The 19,900-nt window shown below is 38.6% G+C and carries 15 protein-coding genes and 1 other RNA gene; 11 read left to right on the top strand and 5 right to left on the bottom strand.

Annotation, left to right across the window (positions count from 1 at the left end; all coding sequences use genetic code 11):
• Positions 1 to 14 precede the first annotated feature (14 nt).
• From sixA to VB797_RS01940, 7 genes are all read left to right on the top strand, one after another.
• Complete coding sequence (gene sixA, locus VB797_RS01970) at positions 15 to 509, top strand: phosphohistidine phosphatase SixA (RefSeq protein WP_323235939.1); 495 nt, start codon at positions 15 to 17, stop codon at positions 507 to 509.
• Positions 510 to 623: 114 nt separating this feature from the next.
• The gene (locus VB797_RS01965) at positions 624 to 1,763 is read left to right on the top strand and encodes a citrate synthase (protein ID WP_323235938.1); all 1,140 of its coding nucleotides are present in this window, start codon (positions 624 to 626) and stop codon (positions 1,761 to 1,763) included.
• A gap of 398 nt (positions 1,764 to 2,161) precedes the next feature.
• The gene (gene nuoH / locus VB797_RS01960; protein ID WP_323235937.1) at positions 2,162 to 3,280 is read left to right on the top strand and encodes an NADH-quinone oxidoreductase subunit NuoH; all 1,119 of its coding nucleotides are present in this window, start codon (positions 2,162 to 2,164) and stop codon (positions 3,278 to 3,280) included.
• Positions 3,281 to 3,466: 186 nt separating this feature from the next.
• Complete coding sequence (gene ndhI, locus VB797_RS01955; protein ID WP_323235936.1) at positions 3,467 to 4,048, top strand: NAD(P)H-quinone oxidoreductase subunit I; 582 nt, start codon at positions 3,467 to 3,469, stop codon at positions 4,046 to 4,048.
• Positions 4,049 to 4,174: 126 nt separating this feature from the next.
• On the top strand, positions 4,175 to 4,780 hold the full coding sequence (locus VB797_RS01950; protein ID WP_323235935.1) for an NADH-quinone oxidoreductase subunit J: 606 nt from the start codon (positions 4,175 to 4,177) through the stop codon (positions 4,778 to 4,780).
• A gap of 95 nt (positions 4,781 to 4,875) precedes the next feature.
• Positions 4,876 to 5,181, top strand: a complete 306-nt coding sequence (gene nuoK, locus VB797_RS01945; protein ID WP_323235934.1) for an NADH-quinone oxidoreductase subunit NuoK — start codon at positions 4,876 to 4,878, stop codon at positions 5,179 to 5,181.
• 4 nt (positions 5,182 to 5,185) lie between these two features.
• Positions 5,186 to 6,109, top strand: coding sequence for an NAD(+) kinase (locus VB797_RS01940; protein ID WP_323235933.1), 924 nt, complete (start codon positions 5,186 to 5,188; stop codon positions 6,107 to 6,109).
• A 445-nt stretch (positions 6,110 to 6,554) separates the two neighbouring features.
• Here VB797_RS01940 and VB797_RS01935 read toward each other — a convergent pair whose 3' ends face one another.
• Positions 6,555 to 6,908 (bottom strand): phage holin family protein, encoded by a 354-nt coding sequence (locus VB797_RS01935; RefSeq protein WP_323235932.1) that lies wholly within the window; start codon positions 6,906 to 6,908, stop codon positions 6,555 to 6,557.
• 460 nt (positions 6,909 to 7,368) lie between these two features.
• On the opposite strand from VB797_RS01935, the gene VB797_RS01930 reads away from it, so the two are divergent.
• Positions 7,369 to 8,970 (top strand): AAA-like domain-containing protein, encoded by a 1,602-nt coding sequence (locus VB797_RS01930; RefSeq protein ID WP_323235931.1) that lies wholly within the window; start codon positions 7,369 to 7,371, stop codon positions 8,968 to 8,970.
• A gap of 207 nt (positions 8,971 to 9,177) precedes the next feature.
• A complete protein-coding gene (locus VB797_RS01925) occupies positions 9,178 to 11,847 on the top strand; it encodes a GUN4 domain-containing protein (RefSeq protein WP_323235930.1) in 2,670 nt (889 codons plus the stop codon).
• Between the two features lie 450 nt (positions 11,848 to 12,297).
• Here VB797_RS01925 and VB797_RS01920 read toward each other — a convergent pair whose 3' ends face one another.
• The 4 genes from VB797_RS01920 to VB797_RS01905 all read right to left on the bottom strand — a co-directional run bounded on the left by VB797_RS01920 (position 12,298) and on the right by VB797_RS01905 (position 16,170).
• Positions 12,298 to 13,236 carry a peptidoglycan-binding domain-containing protein gene (locus tag VB797_RS01920; RefSeq protein ID WP_323235929.1) on the bottom strand — a complete coding sequence of 313 codons (939 nt, stop codon included), beginning with the start codon at positions 13,234 to 13,236 and terminating at the stop codon, positions 12,298 to 12,300.
• Positions 13,237 to 13,375: 139 nt separating this feature from the next.
• Positions 13,376 to 14,644: a pitrilysin family protein gene (locus VB797_RS01915; protein WP_323235928.1), complete on the bottom strand. Its 1,269-nt coding sequence runs from the start codon at positions 14,642 to 14,644 to the stop codon at positions 13,376 to 13,378.
• A 110-nt stretch (positions 14,645 to 14,754) separates the two neighbouring features.
• Positions 14,755 to 14,938: non-coding RNA, 6S RNA (gene ssrS / locus VB797_RS01910), on the bottom strand.
• A gap of 71 nt (positions 14,939 to 15,009) precedes the next feature.
• Entirely contained in the window at positions 15,010 to 16,170 is a 1,161-nt protein-coding gene (locus VB797_RS01905) for a 5-(carboxyamino)imidazole ribonucleotide synthase (RefSeq protein ID WP_323235927.1), read from the bottom strand.
• A 546-nt stretch (positions 16,171 to 16,716) separates the two neighbouring features.
• Here VB797_RS01905 and VB797_RS01900 point away from each other — a divergent pair.
• Both VB797_RS01900 and VB797_RS01895 read left to right on the top strand, forming a co-directional pair.
• Positions 16,717 to 17,040: a hypothetical protein gene (locus VB797_RS01900; protein ID WP_323235999.1), complete on the top strand. Its 324-nt coding sequence runs from the start codon at positions 16,717 to 16,719 to the stop codon at positions 17,038 to 17,040.
• Between the two features lie 656 nt (positions 17,041 to 17,696).
• Positions 17,697 to 19,883: a GumC family protein gene (locus VB797_RS01895; protein WP_323235926.1), complete on the top strand. Its 2,187-nt coding sequence runs from the start codon at positions 17,697 to 17,699 to the stop codon at positions 19,881 to 19,883.
• Positions 19,884 to 19,900 lie beyond the last annotated feature (17 nt).

Below are 19,900 nucleotides of genomic sequence, written 5' to 3'. Positions count from 1 at the left end.
TAAAATTTGACTTTGTGGAAATATATTTGATTCGTCATGGTATTGCACAAGATGCAACAAGCGAGATGAAAGATGAAGAACGAAGCCTCACTGAAGATGGACGAAAAAGAACGCAAAAAGTAGCTCAACGTTTAAAAGACTTGGGTTTAAGTTTTGACTTAATTGCTGTAAGTCCTTTGACGAGATCGCAACAAACGGCGCAAATATTGATTTCAACAGGTCTAAGTTCGCAGTTAGAAGAATGTTCTTACCTTGCTCCTGGAGGTAGTATTCAAGATTGGATTGCACAATGGTTAATCCCCAAAAACTATTCATCTTCCACGCGCTTGGGGTTGGTCGGACACGAACCTTGCTTAAGTAATTGGGCAGAAATTTTAATTTGGGGTGAAGCCAAAGATAGCTTAGTCCTGAAAAAAGCAGGTACTATCGGAATAGAAACACCAGAAAAAGGCTCTTTTGTGGGTCAATGTCAGATGTTTTGGTTGACACCACCCAAATACTTGCTTTGAGTGCTATGTAACCTTTATCCTTTGAAGTTTTGTAATAATGGATACTGTTATGATAGTAAAACTTTCTGGTAAGTTAGCTCTATAGAATCTTTCAAACATTCGTATGGTATTGCCATGATGGTGTCCGAATTTAAGCCCGGATTGGATGGTGTTCCCGCAGCCCAGTCCAGTATCAGTCATGTTGACGGGCAAAAGGGAATATTGGAATATCGTGGCATCCGAATTGAAGAATTAGCAAAAAAGAGTACTTTCCTCGAAACTGCTTATTTGCTAATTTGGGGCGAATTGCCCACTAAAGAAGAGTTAGCACTGTTTGAACATGAAGTCCACCAAAATAGACGGATAAAATACCGCATTCGGGACATGATGAAGTGTTTTCCCGAAAGCGGTCATCCAATGGATGTTTTGCAAGCTTCAGCAGCAGCATTAGGTTTATTCTACTCGCGCCGCGATTTAAACAATCCAGCATACATTAGAGATGCGGTTGTCCGTCTGTTAGCAAGTATTCCGACAATGGTAGCGGCATTTGAACTGATGCGACGAGGTGATGACCCCGTGCGTCCTCATGATGACTTAGACTATGCTGCTAACTTTTTGTATATGCTGCATGAAGAAAAACCAGACCCGCTAGCAGCGCGGATATTTGATGTCTGCTTGATACTTCATGCCGAACACACCATGAATGCTTCCACTTTCAGCGCTAGGGTAACGGCTTCTACTCTTACAGACCCCTATGCAGTAGTTGCAAGTGCGGTGGGAACCTTGGGTGGACCTTTACACGGTGGTGCTAACGAAGAAGTAATTTGGATGTTAGAACAAATTGGTTCTGTAGAAAACGTCCGTCCTTACGTTTTAGACTGTATTCAGCGCAAATCTAAGATTATGGGTTTTGGTCATCGCGTCTATAAAGTAAAAGACCCACGCGCTACAATTTTGCAAGACTTAGCAGAACAACTATTTGCTAAGTTTGGGTATGACAAGTATTATGACATTGCCCAAGAAATGGAACGAGTTGTAGAGGAAAAACTAGGTCACAAAGGAATTTATCCTAATGTTGATTTCTATTCCGGCTTGGTGTACATCAAACTAGGTATTTCCACAGACTTTTTTACACCAGTGTTTGCGATGGCTCGTGTTGCTGGTTGGTTAGCGCATTGGAAAGAACAGATTGCAGAAAATCGAATTTTCCGTCCCAGCCAGGTTTACAACGGTCGCTACAACGTTGAATACGTAGAGATGGCGGAACGTGGTTAAATTGGGAATTGGACCGCAGGGCTTAAGAGTAAGGAGTTAAATTGTTTCATAAAAATTATCTCCCCATTTCCTTATTCCCTTGTCCTCTTCTCTACTATCTTCCAAAATTTCGGACATAGTTATCCATAACATAAGCAGAAACTCTCATTGGGATGAGATAACACCAAGCCTTAGAGCGATATACTAAGCATGGTTATTGCCCTATATGTTGAATTTTGCCTTTTTTAGGTAAAAATATTGTTGGGTTCATTTACAGTTATTAATAACTATAGATAGTTGTAAATAACCGTCAGGGAACACGAAGTAAGAATAATTTTCTTTCTTCTTATACTTCATGAGTAATCCCGCGTTTGATCGCGGGTAATGTCAAGCTTAAGTTAACTTCAATCATTTTAAAGATGAATCCAGGAATTGATCTGCAAGGAACTTTTATTCAAAGCTTGATGGACTTAGGACTGCCAGCGGGTACAGCTAAAGCCATTTGGATGCCCCTGCCAATGATTTTAATGCTTATTGGTGCCACAGTCGGGGTGCTGGTATGCGTTTGGCAAGAGCGAAAAATTTCAGCAGCAGCCCAGCAGCGGATTGGCCCAGAATTTATCGGACCTTTGGGTTTGCTTGCGCCAGTAGCGGATGGTTTGAAATTAGTCTTTAAAGAAGATATCGTACCAGCAAAGGCAGACCGCTGGTTGTTTACCCTTGGTCCCATCATTGTTGTGCTGCCGGTATTTCTATCCTATTTAATTGTGCCGTTTGGGCAGAATTTATTAATAACTGATGTCGGAATGGGAGTTTTCCTCTGGATTGCTCTTTCTTCGGTGCAGCCGATTGGTTTGTTGATGGCTGGCTATGCATCAAATAATAAATACTCTCTCTTAGGAGGGTTGCGAGCCGCAGCACAATCGATTAGTTATGAAATTCCGCTGGCATTTGCTGTATTGGCGATCGTCATGATGTCGAACAGCCTTAGTACCATTGATATTGTCAATCAACAATCGGGTTACGGCATTCTGGGCTGGAACATTTGGCGACAACCAGTAGGTTTCGTTATCTTTTGGATATCAGCCCTCGCAGAATGTGAACGTATGCCTTTTGATTTACCAGAAGCAGAAGAAGAACTGGTAGCAGGTTATCAAACCGAATATTCTGGCATGAAGTTCGCTTTGTTTTATCTGAGTTCTTACGTAAACTTAGTGTTGTCTGCTTTATTGGTATCTGTTTTATATCTTGGTGGTTGGGATTTTCCGATCCCCATTAATTTGCTCGCTGGTTTGTTGGGAGTGAGTGAAGCTAATCCCGTTTTGCAGATAGTCACTGCCTCTTTAGGCATTACTATGACTGTACTCAAAGCCTACTTTTTTGTATTCCTCGCAATTTTGTTACGCTGGACAGTGCCAAGAGTTCGTATTGACCAACTGCTAGATTTGGGGTGGAAATTTTTGCTACCCATCGGCTTAGTTAATTTACTGTTAACCGCAGCTTTAAAACTAGCTTTTCCCGTTGCTTTCGGTGGATGAACCGATTTTGGATTTTAGATTTTGGATTTTGGATTATTCCTAAGATCTAAAATCTAAAATTTAAATCTAAAATCTAAAGCTGAAAGTAGCTTTGAGCTTTGCTTTTAGTAAATAAGCTAATTAAAGATTTTGGAACGGTTCTTAAATCCAAAATCTAAAATCCAAAATTCAAGAAGAGACACTACTATGTTAAAGTTCCTCAAGCAAGTTGTTGATTACGGTAAAGAAACGTGGGAAGCCACTCGTTATATCGGTCAAGGTTTGGCTGTTACTTTCGACCATATGCAGCGTCGTCCCGTTACAGTCCAGTATCCTTACGAAAAACTGATTCCTAGCGAACGCTTTCGCGGTAGAATTCATTTCGAGTTTGATAAGTGTATTGCCTGTGAGGTTTGCGTTCGGGTATGTCCTATTAACCTACCTGTAGTGGACTGGGAATTTGACAAAGCCAACAAAAAGAAAAAGCTTAATCACTACAGTATCGATTTCGGAGTTTGTATATTCTGCGGGAATTGTGTAGAGTATTGTCCGACAAACTGTCTATCAATGACGGAAGATTACGAGCTTGCTACCTATGACCGTCACGAATTGAATTATGACAGCGTTGCTCTTGGTCGTTTGCCTTACAAAGTTACAAATGACCCAATGGTAACACCGTTACGCGAACTAGTTTACCTTCCTAAAGGCGTTATGGAACCCCATGATTTACCCGCAGATGCCCCCCGTGCTGGTGCTTTTCCACAAGACCTGATGGAAGATGAAAAGTAAATGTATATGAGTTAGGAGTTAGGAGTGATGAGTTATGAGTTAAAAAACAACTAATATCTAACACCTAATAACTAATAACTAATAGCTAATAACTAACCATCAAAAAATCAACAAAGGACGAAAAAAGTGAATTTAGCTGGTGGAGTACAGATAGTTTCGTTTGCCATCCTGGCTGCGATGATGATTGGATCGGCGTTAGGAGTTGTGCTGTTTAGCAATATTGTTTACTCTGCTTTTTTGTTAGGGGGCGTATTCGTTAGTATATCGGGATTGTATCTGCTGTTGAATGCGGATTTTGTCGCAGCAGCCCAATTACTAGTTTATGTCGGAGCGGTAAACGTACTAATTTTGTTTGCCATTATGTTGGTAAATAAACAAGAAGATTTTGTCCCTTTACCAAAAGCCTGGGCAAGAAAAGCATTAACAGCATTGGTGAGTGTGGGATTGTTTGTGCTTTTAAGTACGATGGTTCTAGCAACTCCTTGGAGTTATTCAACTGCGACTCCTGTTAATAACTCTATCGTTTTAATTGGCGAACATTTCTTTACAGACTTTTTGTTACCTTTTGAACTGGCTTCTGTTTTACTATTAATGGCAATGGTCGGAGCAATAATCTTAGCCCGTCGCGAGTATTTGCCTCCTGAAGCGACTTCAGATCAAATGCCACAAACTGTTCTACAATTGCCCGAACGTCCGAGAGAATTAGTATCAGCTGCAAGCGACGATAAATAACAATTATCAATAAACAATGAACAATTGATGATTTACAAATCACACCTTCGGGTTAAAAACTGATAATTGATTGCAAACAGGAATAGCAAATAATCATGCAACTTCAGTACTTTTTATTACTATCTGCCGCTCTATTTTGTATCGGTATTTTTGGGATTGTCACCAGTCGGAATGCGGTACGAGTGTTAATGTCAATCGAACTGTTGTTAAACTCAGTTAATTTGAATTTAATGGCTTTTTCCAACTATTTAGACCCGACATTAATTAAAGGTCAGGTTTTCACCGTATTTGTAATTACTGTAGCTGCGGCTGAAGCAGCTGTAGGTTTAGCGATCGTACTGGCAATCTATCGAAATCGCGATACTGTTGATATGGAGCAATTTAATCTCCTCAAGTGGTAATTTCGTGGAGCTTAAGCAAGTAATTATTGCCTATAAGGCGCGAGACCCCCAAAGCAAACGCTGGGCTGAAATCTGTGCCAGCCAGTTGGAACATCGTAAATGTCATGTACTAATAGGTCCTAGCGGTCCAAAAGATAATCCATACCCGGTTTTTTTGGCCTCTGCTGCTGAACAAATTGATCTAGCTATAGTGCTTGGTGGTGACGGTACGGTTCTAACTGGTGCCAGACATTTAGCCCCTGCTGGAATTCCCATTTTGGCTGTAAATGTGGGGGGTCATTTAGGATTTTTAACTGAGTCGGTAGAAGAGTTTCAGGATACCGAAAAAGTTTGGGATAGACTTTTTGAAGACCGCTATGCTATACAGCGGCGGATGATGTTACAAGCAGCAGTGTATGAAGGACATGGTTCTAATTTGGAGCCGATTACCGAGAGCTACCTGGCTTTGAACGAAATGTGTGTCAAACCCGCTTCCGCAGACCGCATGATTACGTCAATTTTGGAGATGGAAATTGATAATGAGGTGGTCGATCAATATCAGGGAGACGGGTTAATTATTTCTACTCCTACGGGTTCTACAGGCTATACGGTTTCTGCTAACGGTCCGATAATGCATGATGGTATGGAAGCGATTACCATTACTCCGATTTGTCCCATGAGTCTTTCAAGTCGTCCACTTGTCTTACCTCCAGGTTCGGTGGTTAGCATTTGGCCTTTGGGCGATTTTGATTTAAGTACTAAACTATGGACTGATGGTGTATTAGCAACTTCGATATGGCCCGGACACCGTGTAGATGTACGGATGGCGGAATGCCGATCTAAGTTTATTATTTTACGGGAAAATTATTCGTACTATCAAGTTTTACGAGAGAAACTACTTTGGGCGGGTACTAGGATTAGGTATAACACTAAACATAATACGAATTGAGATACGTAAAGGTTTGTAGTTGAGCTTTAGTTCACATCTTGCACCAAACCCGCCTTGAAATCAATTGATGCGGCTGATATACAGCGTAACTAAAAACATAACTATTTGAAATTATGGCGTTGCTTATTCAAAATATAATCTAAATTTAGGATGTAAATATAGACAATAAAGATGTTGGGTTACGACGCAATAATAGCTATTAGTTTAATTCTGTATTCTGCGTGCGTCTAACCCAACCTACCCGCTTTGATTATGAGCCTGGGAATTTATTCCAAGGCGGTTGTGAAGGCTAAATTTAGGATGTAAATATAGACAATAAAGATGTTGGGTTACGACGCAATAATAGTTATTAGTTTAATTCTATATTCTGCGTGCGTCTAACCCAACCTACCGCCTACCGCCTACCGCCTAATGAGAATTGTAATTAACCTGTAATCATAATCTTTCAATCAACTGCTCTTAATAGATAGTTAATTACGCTAGAAACTATTGCTAAGACGATTGAACCGAGTAAAGCAGCTAAAGGTCCGCTAATGATAAAACCATAACCTGGAGTAAATATACTTGCTAGCCAAAGGGTAAATCCGTTGATGATAAAGGTAAATAATCCAAAGGTAAGCAAGGTTATCGGCAGTGTTAAAATGCTTAGGATAGGTCTGACAAAAGCATTAACTAATCCTATAATTACAGCCGCAACCAAAGCTGCAACAAAACTTTTAATCACGAATCCAGGAACAATATAAGCAGTAATTAACAATGACACCGCAGTGCCAAGCCAAGTTAATAGAAAATGCATCATAGGCTTTGTGTACGAAAATTATTGATTTGGCTAAGGTAATTCACAATAAACTTTTCAGTATCTATTTATGCGTGAAAGCTGAGAAATAAAGCTTTCCATTAGTTAGGCATCCAATGATACCTCATTCAATTCGCAAGGTATATATATTATCTTATTGCGGCTAAAATTTGGTTAATTATAGGAATGGCCGCAACTGGCATATTTTGGTCGTAGGGTGCTGTGACACTTCGCTTGATTTCTAACGCAATATAATGGTTTATGTGTCACGCACCGTTCCCTCGGTCTTGTGACAATTGCGGCCATTCCTGAATTACTTAAATGTAACGTTGCGCGATCGCAGTATTAATCATGATGTAGAAACTGCCTAGATTGCTTTTTAAGCCGGAAAACTACATACTTATCTTGTATCAAAATTTGAATCATTGGCTGTTCTTAGTCCAGTGCCATCAAGATATTGCTCATGAATGGAAATAATCAAACTCGAAAAATTTTGCTTCTGTCAGCGAACCCCAGAGGTACTGGTGTACTGCGTTTAGATGAGGAAAAGCGGGAGATTAAGGAGGGGTTGAAGCGAGCTAAGAAGCGGGAGCAATATTCAATAGATTCAGCGGAAGCTGTACGCTATAGAGATATACATAGAGCAATTCTGGAATACGAACCGCAGATTATTCATTTTTGTGGACATGGAACTGGTGAAGATGGTTTGGTTTTTGAAGATGAATCTGGTCAAATCAAATTAGTTGATGCAGAAGCTTTAGCTGGATTATTCCAATTATTTAGCGATCAAGTTGAGTGTGTTGTCCTCAATGCTTGTTACTCAGAATACCAGGCTTTGGAGATATCTCAGTATATTGATTATGTGGTGGGGATGAGTCAAGCAATTGGGGATAAAGCAGCGATTGAATTTGCGGTGGGTTTTTATGATGCACTGGGAGCGGGACAAAATTATGAGTTTGCTTATAAATTAGGTTGTAATTTAATTGGGATAGCAGGAATACCGGAGCAACACACACCCCGATTTATCGCACGGGATTCGGCAAAAACACCTCCAGAAAATCCTGCGGAAGCAGCGACAATATATATTGAACGTCAGAACATTGAAGAAAAATGCTATCAAGCAATTTTGCAACCCGGAGCGCTAATTCGCATCAAAGCAGCGCAGAAAATGGGAAAAACTTTGCTTTTGGAGAAATTACTCGGCTATTCTAGAGAGCAAGGTTATCAAACAGCAAAATTAGATTTAAAACAAGCTGATGTTAATACCCTCGCTGATTTGAAAACATTTTTACAGTGGTTGTGTGCTGATGTTTCTGACAGTTTGGAACTGGAACCAGAACTGGATAAATATTGGAATGATATTTATGGGCTGAATAAAAACTGTACTCGTTATTTTCAAAAATATTTATTACCTGTTAATGATAAGCCTTTAGTTTTTGCGATCGATAATTTTGAGCGACTGTTTGAATATCCCAATATTTTCCCTCAATTCTGCTTGCTGCTGCGGGGTTGGTATGAATCTGCTAAACAAGGAGACAGGATTGGTAAAATTTGGCAGAAATTGCGGTTAATAGTAGTTCATTCTACTGAAGCTTATCCTTCTTTGGACACCAATCACTCACCGTTTAATGTTGGAATCGCGATTGATTTACCTGAATTTAATCTGCAACAAGTACAAACTATTGCCAAGCGCTATGATAACAGTCAATTCGGACAAGAATGTTTAAATAAGTTAATGGAGTTGGTAGGGGGACATCCTTATTTAATACAGGAAGCTATTAGCAATCTCAAAACCAAACAAATAACTCTTGAGCAACTTTTAAATCTTGCACCTACAGAAGAGGGAATTTTTAGCAACCATCTGCGGGAACAATTATGGAATTTACAACATAATCCTTTGTTGGAGTCAGCCTATAAAAAAGTTGTTACAGCAAATGAACCCGTGCGACTTGATACGGAAATTGGGTTTAAACTACATAGCATGGGATTAGTGAAGCTTTTAGGTAATGATTGTGTTCCTAGCTACGATTTGTATCGTCAATATTTCTCGGAGCGTTTGGTGTAATAACCTCACCCCCTTCCCACCCTGTACACACTTATCGTCAGATCCCCCTAAATCCCCCTTAAAAAGGGGGACTTTAACTCCGCTTCCCCCCCTTGGAAAGGGGGGCTAGGGGGGATCAAAAGCCGGATGTAGGAGAGGGCAACGATAGGTTGAGATGAGGTTAAAAGAGATACCTTTTGCCAATTGCGAATTGTAAATTGATTACTTATGGTTGACCAATATATTTTCTCTGGAAGTCTACCGGAAAATGCCAGCACTTATGTAACGCGAGATGCCGATCGCGATTTGTATGATGGATTGCGATCGGGAAAGTTTTGTTATGTGTTGAATTCCCGTCAAAGTGGTAAATCCAGCTTACGTGTGCGAACAATGCGCCGTTTAAGGGAAAATGGTGTGGAATGTGCTGCGATCGATCTTTCTGCGGGTGGTATTCAAAATGTCCCACCAGAGCAATGGTATGCGGATTTGATTGATTCGCTGATTGATATTTTTGATTTGGATGTTGATTTTGGGGAGTGGTGGGGAGCAAATCAATTAAATTCTCTTGTAACCAAATTTCGCAAGTTTTTGGAAGAAATATTACTTGTTGAAGTCAAAGAAAATATTGTTATTTTTATTGATGAAATTGATAGCGTTCTCAGTCTTGATTTTCCTACTGATGATTTTTTCGCTTTTATTCGTTCCTGTTATAACCAGCGTGTTGATAATCCCGCATATAACCGTTTGACATTTTGTTTGTTGGGAGTCGCTTCACCCAGCAATTTAATTCAAGATAAACAACGCACTCCGTTTAATATTGGTAAAGCAATTTCTCTCAAGGGTTTTCAATTACACGAAGTTGAACCGTTAGAAAAGGGTTTTAGGGGAAAATTTAGTGATTCCCAAGCGGTGATGCAAGAAATTTTAGATTGGACGAAAGGACAACCGTTTCTGACGCAAAAGTTGTGTCAGTTTATGGTGGAAGAATCGGATAATAAAAATCCGCGCACTGTTGAAGAAGTTGTCAAATCAAAGATTATTGAAAGTTGGGAATCTCAAGATGAACCCGAACATTTACGCACCATTCGAGCCAGAATATTAAGGAATGAGGAACGGGCTGGGTATTTGTTGGATTTATATCAGCAAGTTCGGAGTTCTGAAGAGCAATCTGAAATAATAGATCCCCCCTTGCCCCCCTTAGAAAGGGGGGTTTATGATTCCTCCTTACCCCTCTCAGTAAAGGGGGTTTATGATTCCTCCTTGCCCCCCTCAGTAAAGGGGGTTTATGATTCCTCCTTGCCCCCCTTTATAAGGGGGGTTGGGGGGATCTCAAATTCTGCATCTTCACAAACAATTGATATTACAGCCGACAATACTTTAGAACAAAGTGAATTATTACTTTCGGGATTAGTTGCCAGACGAGAAGGGAAATTAAGAGTTTATAACCTTATATATCAACAAGTTTTTAACGAGAATTGGGTTGAAAATGAATTAAATAATTTGCGTCCCTATTCGGAAAGTTTTAAATTTTGGGTTGCTTCTGGAGGTAAAGATGAATCTCGACTGCTGCGGGGAAAGGCTTTAGTAGATGCTGAGGAATGGGGGAAAGATAAGAATTTAAGTTATCAAGATAAGCAGTTTTTAGCTGCTAGTAGGGAAAAGGAAATTCAGGAGAAAATTGCTGTTGATGAACGAGACGCGCAGTTGGAAAGGGAGAGGAAGGATAAGGAAGCAGTAGAAAAGAGAAATCTGGTATTGAGTGAAGCGAATCGGAAAGCTAAGCAGCGGATTCGGAATGGGACTATTGTTTTGAGTTTGGCTTTATTAGGAACAGTAACTTCAATAACAATTGCTGGTTGGAAAGTTTTAGAAGCACAAAAAAAACTTGAGGAAACCTACACATATGTTGCAAATCCTCTACAGCTAAAAGAATTGGTAGGAAAATTATCCCCGGATTCAGAAGAAGCTATTGATATATCTAAAAAAGCAGATGTTAAAGTCAAAGATCATCTACTTGAACAAGTGTATCTCCATACTTCTAAATCTTTAACTTATCAATATCTCAACGATTGGAAATCAGCAGAACAATCCATCAAACATAGTATGAACTTTTTAACGGGATGGAAGGAAAATAAAGGTAAAATAGCGGACAATAAATCAAACAGTGAATTTTTGCAGTTGAGGATATTCGCCTTAACTGTTCGAGGCAATGTACTCAAGCAAAAGAAGGATACTCAAAATGCAAAAGCAGCTTACCAAGAAGCATTTGATATCCTTAAAAATAGAAAAATTAACCCTTTCAAACCAGAACTTTCTATTGTAGACAAGAATACTATTGAATCTTTATACCGTGGATTAATTGAGTTACTTCTCGCTGGAAATATTACAGAAAATGACCAGCTTGATGAGGTTAGGAATTCTTTCAAACGGCACTTGTACGATGCACTTGAATACTCTTTAAAAAACCAAAGTTGGCGGGAAGCCGATCAATTAACCAATAAGCTTATGCTTTTCATTGCTAATAGAACAGAAAGAGATTACCTCTTGAACGAAGACATTGAGACATTTTCCTGTTCCGACCTGAAAAAAATTGATAATTACTGGGTACAAAATTCGGATGGACGTTTTGGCTTTAGCGTGCAAAAGCAGATTTGGATTGAGGCAGGTTTAAAAAACTACGAGAGTTTTGCTAGTAGGGTAGGGTGGTATGATAGTAGTGGAAAGACAGGATACCTTTCGATCAATCAAGTGATAGAGATTGTAGAGAAAAATTATCAAGAAGCACCTGTGGGGATACTACCTCGGGGACTAAACATACCTAACTTATCACAATTGAGATTTTACTCTACTCCGAATGAGAGATTACTCTTTTCTCGCGCTGCGACTTGTAAAGTGTAACATATAAGCGTCCCAGTTCTTTATTAAAATTTGTAAATAGAAGTTTTTTTACGAAATCATAGGCTTTTGAGAAATTCGATACCTGGCACCAAGCGGTTAGCGGTTCGAGGTTAAAGGTCAAAGGTCAAAGTTAAATAATTTTTGACTAAATTGCTCAAGCATCATTAAAACCCTTGGTAATGTTGGGTTTCACTCCGTTCAACCCAACCTACTGGCTTGTCATTGCGAGCGTAATGAAATGAAGCGAAGCAATTCCAAACCCTGCGATTGCTTCGCTACCCTTCGGGAACATCTTCGATGAATGCTCGCAATGACAAATGTTCATCCGAAGTTGATATTAATAGTGCGATCGCCATCTACCAAGCTTGACATTGCAAACAATAATGATGCGTTACCATAACGACGATAACGCACCACAAAAATCAGATATTTAATTAAATCACCATTCCCTTAACGTTTACCTCGATCTAAAAGTTGCCAAGTAGCTCCTCCAACAACACCATCGGGTTCTAAACCGTTGCGCTGCTGAAATGCTTTTACTGCTTCTGCTGTTACTGGACCAAAATCTCCATCAACACTTTTGAGAAATCCCAGGTTAGATAATTTTTCCTGTAACTCAACAACTTGAGAACCTTGCATTCCTGGACGCAAAATCGGTAGTCCTTGAGCAGTATATTGGATTCCAGGAGTTGTTTTCTGGGAAGATGTGGTAGTTTGACGAATACGTGTTGTAGCAGCTTGTCTTTGTACGGGTTTTGGTTTTTGAGTTGTGGTAGTACGAGGTTTTGGTTTGGGAGTGGTTTTAGGTGGTGTTGCAGGTTTTGGCTCTGGGTTCGGAGTTACAATCCTCACCGGATCTACAGCAGGTGTTATCGGTCTTTGTTCCTGTGTAGAATTATTCACCGCGCTAACGCTACCGAACGACTCTGTGGGTACGGGAAAGCTATCAGGAGGTGGTGTAGGGGTGCTAGCAATTTCTGTTGATGCAGTTACGTTCGGAAAAATGGTTTGCCAAGTGTTTGTATCGACAACTCCATCTGCTTTTAAACCTGCTGCTTGCTGGAAACGTGAAACTGCTTTTTGAGTTGTTTCGGTGAACATTCCATTCACTTCACCTTCATAAAAACCCAAAAGTGTTAAAGCTGCTTGTAATTCTCTTACAGGTACTCCTTCGCTACCGACTTTAAGGTTAGGACGGTTCATGTTAGCTTCTACAACTACTTGAGCAATTTTTTGCTCTGCTGCAATTGATACTCCAATTTGAGAACCAAACAGCAGGGGAGTAGAAGAAAGTAGAACTAACCAATAAATCCTATTTATCGGAAGGAAGCGAAACGATATGAGAGAGCGTAAGTACTTGATAATACTCAGTTTTCTGCTACCTATCATGGTTTTTGCCCCCGGCAAGTCTCTTACAAATACACTATCTATTAACCAGTATAAAATTAAATCGCCACAACGGTATAAATGCCTAAGAAAAGCGCCAAAATGATTATAGTTGATGCTAACTAGATGCTTAATACTGCTGCTACGCAATTACACGGTTAATCGCTTCTTCTTGACCGATTACAGATACAAATGGTTCCCTCAAGTATTTAGAAGCAGCTTTGATGGTTTGTTCAGCGGTTAAAGCGGCAATATCTGCTTGAAATTTTTGGTCGAAGGCAATTCCCAAGCCTAAAATTTCATACCAACCATATACCTGAGCAATTTGTCCGTTGGTTTGTTTACCCAAAGCGTATTGTCCGAGTATTTTGTTTTTTGCAGTTTGTAAAGCGCTTTCTTCTAATTTACTACTAGAAAGTAAATCAACTTCTCTTCGCAACCCTTCTAAAGCGGTAATTGTATTTTCCGGTGCGGTACCTATATAAACTACAAAGGAACTGGAATACTGCCTTGTGGGGTAAAATGCGGAGACATCGTAGGCTAAACCAAGCTTTTCTCGTAACTCTACAAATAAGCGGCTGGAAAGCCCGTTTCCTAAATAAGTAGAAAGCAATTTTAAAGCAGTGTAGTCAGCTTCGTGTACTGAAGCACCTAAATAACCCAACATAATTACCGATTGCTGTGTTGCTTGAGGGGTAATTACCTGTTGCGGTTTAGTTTGAGGAAATGGCACATTTATAACTGGTAGTGTGTCAATGCTTTGCCAATCACCGAGAAGCTCTTCTATCTGTTGCGCTGCATTTTCTGCGGATATACGACCTGCAATACTAATAACTATATTATCTGGGCGAAAATAAGTTTGATAATGTTTGACCAAATCCTCGCGAGTTAAATTGCTAATAGTAGTTTCATCCCCCAGTCCAGACGATGAATAAGGATGATTTTGGTACATAATTTTTCGTAACTGCTCAAATGCAACGTTGAAAGGCTGTTCCTTTTGCAAACGCACATCTTGCAGAGCAATCCGCTTCTCCATCTCTACCTCAGCTTCTGGAAAAGTTGGCGATCGCAATATTCGTGTTGCCAATTCCAAAATTTGAGTAAAATCATCTGTAACGGTTTTCAAGGATAAAACAAAGTAATCTGTTGCTGTATCCGCACTCAAACTCGCTCCCACGGACTCTACCCGTTCGGCAATTTCCAAACTTGAAAGTCCATCACACCCTTTAGTTAGGACAGCACCAAGCAAATTTGCCAATCCTGCTTTTTCTGGCTGTTCATAACAACTTCCAGCACGGATAAATATTCGAGCTGCAACAATATCAGCAGCGGAATTTTCCGAAACCAGTAGTACTATTCCATTCTTCAATTCACTACGATTAAGTACGAATTGTTTTAGTAAGCTTGTCATTCGATTTTAGGTTTTAAATTGATGAATAACTGTATTTAATCTGTTAAAAAATAAATACAAAAAAAATAAAGCCCCCAAATCAACAAGTGACTTGAGGAGCTTTATAATTTTAGTTCACCGCAACGCCGTTTTACCTAAGTTTATGACCTGGTTAAACCAGGGGGGTACCAAATTACATCGTTTAAAGTTTCCGGATACAATGCCCGGTATACTGCCACGAAATTATTCAATTCCCATATCATAAAAGTCATAGATCACAAAACTGTATGGCAGTCACCAACGTCGTAGTGCAATAAATTCATTATAGCTTTCCCTATTGTTGTTGTGTGATAAATAAATATTTTTTTTGTTATTTTTTCTTGACTTCATTGAGAATACCATACAGACTCTATATTTCGGGCAATTGTCATTGCGCGATCGCGATTTTTATCATCTAACAGAACTGTAATGTGACCCAGTTTACGTCCGGGGCGAGATTCTGATTTACCATACCAATGAAGATAAGATCCAGGAATTTTTGCCAGGGTTGAGCGTTTATCGATATAGTTGCTTGTTTGTGTTTCATAACCTAACAAATTTACCATAATAGCACAAGGACAATTCATTGCCACATTACCTAAAGGTAAATCGCAAACTGCCCTTAAATGCTGCTCAAATTGCGAGGTAAAGCAAGCATCAATAGAAAAGTGTCCGGAATTATGAGTTCGGGGTGCAATTTCGTTTACTAATACTTCGTCATCATTGGTCAGGAATAGCTCTATAGCAAATATTCCCACGAATTGCAAGGTGTTAAGTACAGTACCGGCTATATCTTGAATAATTTTTTCTGTCTGAGAATTGATATCAGCAGGTGCAATAACTCGCTGACAAACTTGTTGTTCTTGTTGGGTTTCTACAACAACAAAAGGAGAAATTTCACCACTTGTTGAACGCGCTGCAATTACGGATAGCTCTTTTTTAAAAGGGATAAATTCTTCTAATAACAAACTAGAATCCAAACACAATTTTTTTTCTAAATCGGTTAAACTTTTGATGATAAAAGTGCCTTGACCATCGTAGCCGTGACGACGAGCTTTTAAAACAGATGGGAAGCTCAATTCCCAATCATTTCGATTATTTGCGTATATATCTTGATTAACAGACGAAACCGCGAATAATGATTCGGGTAAAATGAATTTGGGAACTGGTATATCTAAATCACGCAAAAAACAACGTTGTTCGTATTTGTCTAAAAGAGGAGATAGGGCTTCGATTCGAGGACGAAAACAAACACCTTGCGAAGCAATTTGAGATAACGCTTCTAAATCGACAAATTCATTTTCAAAAGTTATCACATCGCATTTCGCGGCTAACTCATTCGTGGCTTTAGCATCATTAACCGCTGCAAAAACAGTATCGCTAGCAATCCCAACCGCAGGGTCATTGCGTCCCGGAGTTTGTACAATTAATTCTACTCCTAGTTTTTTGGCCGCAGTACCCATCATTAATGCTAATTGTCCACCACCGATTACACCAACACGCTTCATTTGCATCTATTAAGAGTAAAGTTTCTACACCATTTTTAGGATCGGTACCGTTAGCTTGTTCGCATTATTGAACCTGTACTCCGTCTTCAATGTTTGTGTTAACAAATGTTACGGCGAGTTATAAAGCTTGCGCGAGTAAGACATTGCCGATCTCAATCCCCGTTCAGTTTACCTTAAATTCCATAGCCTATAATCTCATACCTCAAACCTTTGCTGCGAAAGGTCAACTTTACATTTGTTTAAATAAATCATTGTTTTATTCTAAAAGTCTTGAGGAAACTTTACTTTCAAGCGAAAAAATAAAGTTTATTATCATTTGGCAAAAGAATAAGAGAAGTCCTGTTAATCTTGTAGTTAGTCAAAGCTTTGTTTGAGATATTTCCAAATATAAGTAGATGGAAATATTATCTTAATAAAGCGTTACATTTCATAGTTACAATTCCTGTCTTAGAGAATCGTGAACTATAAGTATTAATCGAGAACTATCTATCTATTTATTATTATTGGTAAATTATGTTGAAATTTAATCAAATTGCGAACAATCCGATGAAACATTACAATGACGAATGGATTGTCCAATGGTGTCAAGATAATGGTTGGACCGATCTATATATTGAACGCTGTAATAACTTCTGGGCTTTTCCTCCGGGAGCGGTAATGCCAGAACCAATTCCCACAAAAGTTTTAAGAATGATTAAAGCTGAAAGGGGCTTAACTTGTGAAGAACGTGTTTGGTCGATCGCAGCAGTAATCGCCACAATGATCGCCGCAGGTGTTACTTATTGGTTGAGATGTCCTATACCAATGGTTGCAGCGTTTGCATTTAATGCTGTGACTGTTGCTCAGTTGGAAGTTGAAGATGCGTATTGATGTGGATGTAGAATTGGCTTCAGATTTTAAGGGGAACCTTTTCCCCACAAATATTATATAATTTTCAAATAATTAAGTTAATCTTTTAAGCTTTACAATTTTTGTCACATTATCGCCACATTATCTAGATTAAAGTGTATACAAGCTTGAGAAAAAACTAAGAAAAACGGCTAATTGAAAAGTAAATAACCTACTTAACGCGGTTAAATTTCCCTAAACCCCCTTAAAAAGGGGTTTTTTATTGCATGAAATTTATCACTCAAAATTGTTTTCACTTGGGTGCAATACATCCCGAACCTCACCCCCTTCCCCTCTCCTTACTAAGGAGAGGGGTGCCGGAGGCGATGCGAGGTATTTTTTTTTACTTCACTCAATCAAAAATTTAGGATAATTTACTTAAGTATTTATCTATGTTATGAAGCGATCGATAGTTAATTATATTGATTTTTTGGGAAATATAACAGATACGGTAGAAGTGAAAAAATAAAGTTTTCCGTAATTGTCCGGTAGAGTAACACCTGTAAGTAAAGTTAAGCTTCAGAGTAAATGATATCCCTTAAATAATCAAAATTCTTGATGCTTAAAGCGATGTCATGATTAAATTGTTTTTTTAACTAATTTTCAAACTTTAATTTTTATATAATATTTCACTAATTATGGAATCTAGAGAATCTGTAGATTTAGATCTGCAAAAATTTTGGTACATTATTAAGCGACGCTGGTTAATTGCTACATTTTTATTTACCGTTTCAGTAGGAGTTGCAGCAGTACTAAGCTCTTTTCAAAAGCCAGTTTTTCAAGCTGAAGGTAAGCTTTTGATTAAAAAGATTAACCAAACTTCTGCTTTAACAGGATTAGGAGGAGAAATCGGACAGTTAGAAGGTTTAGATATAAAAAGCAGTCCTCTAAATACAGAAATAGAGGTAATTAGTTCCAAACCTCTTCTAATTAAAACAATCAAAAATCTAAATCTCAAAGATGATAATGGTGTACCTTATCAACCACAAGAGCTTGCAAAACTGATTAATCTTAAAGCTATTCCAGCCACTGACGTTTTACAAGTTTCCTATGAAAGCAAAAATTTCAAAGAAGCGGGAGCAGTTGTTAATGAGTTGATGAAATTGTATCTAGAAAATAATATACAAACAAATAGAGCTGCGGCTGTTGCAGCTGGTGATTTTATTGCGAAACAGCTTCCTGAAACAGAAGAAATTGTTACCAAAGCAGAACAAACTTTACGTCGTTTTCAGCAGCAGAATAATGTAATTTCCTTAGAAGAAGAATCTAGAACTGCTGTAGTAGTTCAGAAAGATTTAGAAGCTAAAATAACTGAAACAAAAATAGCTTATTCTGAAGTTATCGCTCGTACCCAAAGCCTCCAGAAGCAAGTCGGGATGGATTCTCAGGATGCGATCGCAACTGATTCTCTGAAAAGTTCGACTGGTGTACAGCAGGTTTTAGAAAACTTACAAAAAATAGAAGCAGAATTAGCAGTAGCTCAAACTCGGTTTTATGAGACACATCCAACAATACAAGATTTGATTAGTCAAAGAAATGCTTTAAAAAGGTTATTAAATATCAGAGTTGCACAATTAACTAAAAGTAATAAAAGTGTTGCAGTCGGAAGTTTGCAAATAGGTCAAGTAAAAGAAAAGCTTTCCGAGGAACTGGTAAGATCTGAAGTAGAAAGCGTAGCCTTAAAAAATCGGCTCAATTCTCTAATAAAAGCATTAGAAAATCATCAAAAAAGAGTTAATGTTTTGCCGAAGTTAGAGCAAGAAGAAATGAAGTATGAGCGACATTTAGAAACCGCTCGAACAACCAATGAAAATCTTTTAAAAAAGCTACAGGAAGTAAGGGTTACAGAAAACCAAAATCTGGGGAATGCTCGAATAATTGAGCCTGCATTTGTAAATAAAAAGTCTACACAATCAATTAAAATTATGTTTTTGATTTTAGGAGGTGCTTGCGGAATTTTAGTTGCAACAGCAATGGTTGTATTACTTGAATTAAATGATAGGTCAGTGAAAACTCTTAAAGAAATCAGAAAACTATTTGGATATACCTTACTTAGCACTATACCTTCCTTGAAAAAGAAGTCTTACCTTACCAAAGGTAGCGAATTGACTTTACCTGAAATCCCTGTAAGAGACAATCCCAATTTACCAATTGCAGATGCATACCGAATGCTTCAAGCTAACTTGAAGTTTATTAGTTCGGATAAACCATTACGAGTAATTGTAGTGACAAGTTCCGTGCCGAAAGAGGGTAAGTCAACAGTATCGGCAAATTTAGCGGCCGCGATCGCGCAATTAGGACAAAGAGTATTGCTAGTAGATGCAGATATGCAAAATCCCTTACAGCATAATATCTGGGGTGTTAGCAACGTCAAGGGGTTAAGCGATATTATTGTCGGTCAAGTTGAATTTGAAACAGTTGTGAGTGGAGGAATGCTTAGTTTAGATATCTTAACAGCAGGATTAACTACTCCCAATCCTCTATTTCTATTAGATTCGAGAAAGATGGAAACTTTAATTGAAGAATTTAAAAATACCTATGATTTTGTAATTATTGATGCACCTTCTTTGGTTAGGAGAGCGGATGCTCTAGCTTTAGGCAAAATGGCTGATGGTGTCTTATTAGTAACACGACCGGGAATACTGACATCTGGTGATGCAAATACATCCAGGGAAGCTTTAGAACGTTCTGGACAAAATGTATTAGGTCTGGTCGTAAATGGTGTAATTCCAGAAAATGAATCCGATAGCTATTTCTATCATGCAAAATATGACTCTGATAAAGATAAATCACATAAAGAAGCTATTAAATCAAAATCATTTTAAATCTTTTTAAATTAATC

Origin of the sequence: Rivularia sp. UHCC 0363, from assembly GCF_034931125.1 — a bacterium.
Lineage (GTDB): Bacteria > Cyanobacteriota > Cyanobacteriia > Cyanobacteriales > Nostocaceae > Rivularia.
This window is presented reverse-complemented; position numbering and strand designations above follow the sequence as displayed.

Coding starts and splice junctions, on each gene's coding strand:
- VB797_RS01965 (WP_323235938.1), top strand. CDS start 624: ATGATGGTGTCCGAATTTAAGCCCGGATTGGATGGTGTTCCCGCAGCC.
- VB797_RS01935 (WP_323235932.1), bottom strand. CDS start 6,908: ATGATGCATTTTCTATTAACTTGGCTTGGCACTGCGGTGTCATTGTTA.
- VB797_RS01900 (WP_323235999.1), top strand. CDS start 16,717: ATGAAACATTACAATGACGAATGGATTGTCCAATGGTGTCAAGATAAT.
- nuoK (WP_323235934.1), top strand. CDS start 4,876: ATGCAACTTCAGTACTTTTTATTACTATCTGCCGCTCTATTTTGTATC.
- VB797_RS01915 (WP_323235928.1), bottom strand. CDS start 14,644: ATGACAAGCTTACTAAAACAATTCGTACTTAATCGTAGTGAATTGAAG.
- ndhI (WP_323235936.1), top strand. CDS start 3,467: ATGTTAAAGTTCCTCAAGCAAGTTGTTGATTACGGTAAAGAAACGTGG.
- VB797_RS01920 (WP_323235929.1), bottom strand. CDS start 13,236: ATGATAGGTAGCAGAAAACTGAGTATTATCAAGTACTTACGCTCTCTC.
- VB797_RS01930 (WP_323235931.1), top strand. CDS start 7,369: ATGAATGGAAATAATCAAACTCGAAAAATTTTGCTTCTGTCAGCGAAC.
- VB797_RS01895 (WP_323235926.1), top strand. CDS start 17,697: ATGGAATCTAGAGAATCTGTAGATTTAGATCTGCAAAAATTTTGGTAC.
- VB797_RS01905 (WP_323235927.1), bottom strand. CDS start 16,170: ATGAAGCGTGTTGGTGTAATCGGTGGTGGACAATTAGCATTAATGATG.
- nuoH (WP_323235937.1), top strand. CDS start 2,162: ATGAATCCAGGAATTGATCTGCAAGGAACTTTTATTCAAAGCTTGATG.
- VB797_RS01925 (WP_323235930.1), top strand. CDS start 9,178: ATGGTTGACCAATATATTTTCTCTGGAAGTCTACCGGAAAATGCCAGC.